Origin of the sequence: Acinetobacter sp. LCT-H3, from assembly GCF_001866125.1 — a bacterium.
GTDB classification, from domain to species: Bacteria; Pseudomonadota; Gammaproteobacteria; order Pseudomonadales; family Moraxellaceae; genus Acinetobacter; species Acinetobacter schindleri.
In genome coordinates this window covers 1-1,318 of record NZ_MODX01000067.1, presented here as the reverse complement: position 1 = coordinate 1,318, position 1,318 = coordinate 1, and the positions used below count along the sequence as shown (strand labels likewise).

Below are 1,318 nucleotides of genomic sequence, written 5' to 3'. Positions count from 1 at the left end.
AAATTAAATATTGATTTGGGTTAATTAAAGCTGTAGAGTTTCTTTTTAAGTGAGTACTCAAAATGACATTCCAATTTATATTTGAAAATTTTAAAGCTTTATCAAATGGAACAGATGCTTTCAAACAGCTAAAGGCTTTATGTGAACAATCAATTAGCAACGATAATAACAACTTAGATAGTTCCGCCTTATTCCTAATTTATGGATTTGCAAAGAACTACGTTTTACTTTATGAAGATCAAGAAATTACTCCTGAATTTGCCAAAAAAGCAAAAAATCAACTGATCGATTATATGTCTGAACTTAATACGGCTTTAATCAGTCAAGATTCTAATCTTATATTAAATACTCTTAACAATATTTCAAAAAAATATTTTAAAAGTTCAAAAATATTTTAAGTTTTAATTATCAATGATTAAGCTATCATTAGAAGGAGTGTTAGTTCCTCTTTTTGTCTCATTTTTTATGAGTGGCATTAACGCTATTTTAAAAGGATTAGATGAAGATAAAATTTTATTATCAAATATTTTTTCAGAATGGATGATTAATTGGATTGTTGCTTACCCATGCCTTTTGATTATTGTCCCTTTCTCAAAAAAGATAGTTTTAAAGCTTTTTTATCCTCATTTAACATAATGGATATTATACGCAATACACTTGTATATTAACTTAAATATCAATAACTTAAAATTTTAGTCATGACTAAGAAATCAGCAAAAAGTCGCTTTTGTAATAAGTTGGTGAGTTTTTAAGCGAATCTGTAACATTTTGCCAAGAAAATTGATTAATAAATGATCAATTTGGCAATCAGTGCCCATTCCATGCGGATCCAGGTTCCAAAACTATCCCCAATTGCTGGGGATAAAATTTAGGCTATTTTGTACGCCCTGGCGCACAACAATCTCGGCTCTTTGCGGCTACCTGGAACAGTGGAATTTTCCTATGATGAATTCATCAGGAACAGGACGTTTCATAACATAAAACAAGAATTATAAGTTATTGCACATGGACCAGAGGGTACAAAAGCACAATCAGCAACGATGAAAAACCCCGGCAGGATGCCGGGGTTTTTTATTATCTTAATATTTAAATCAGAGTTGGATGGGCATCCAGAATACGAATTAGCGTCGCTGCAGGACCAGTCGGATAGCGACGGCCTTGTTCCCAGTTTTGCAGGGTTCTGGCACTGATATGCAAACGTGCAGCAAATTCAGCTTGGGTTAAGCCTGTCTTCTCACGTACTTCCTTAATATCCGGCAATTCAAGCTCAGTTACCCGGCTTGCTTTCATTTCATTGCGTTTGATGGCACCAGCTTCT

Annotated in this window: 3 protein-coding genes; 2 read left to right on the top strand and 1 reads right to left on the bottom strand. The window is 33.5% G+C overall.

Annotated elements, in window-relative coordinates:
• Positions 1-62 precede the first annotated feature (62 nt).
• Both BK820_RS14870 and BK820_RS14865 read left to right on the top strand, forming a co-directional pair.
• Positions 63-398 carry a hypothetical protein gene (locus BK820_RS14870; RefSeq protein WP_071321338.1) on the top strand — a complete coding sequence of 112 codons (336 nt, stop codon included), beginning with the start codon at positions 63-65 and terminating at the stop codon, positions 396-398.
• 13 nt (positions 399-411) lie between these two features.
• Positions 412-636, top strand: coding sequence for a DUF2798 domain-containing protein (locus BK820_RS14865; RefSeq protein WP_071321337.1), 225 nt, complete (start codon positions 412-414; stop codon positions 634-636).
• 450 nt (positions 637-1,086) lie between these two features.
• Here the strand turns inward: BK820_RS14865 and BK820_RS14860 are convergent.
• Positions 1,087-1,318 (bottom strand): helix-turn-helix domain-containing protein (locus tag BK820_RS14860; protein ID WP_071321336.1); only part of this gene is annotated, 232 nt, incomplete at its 5' end.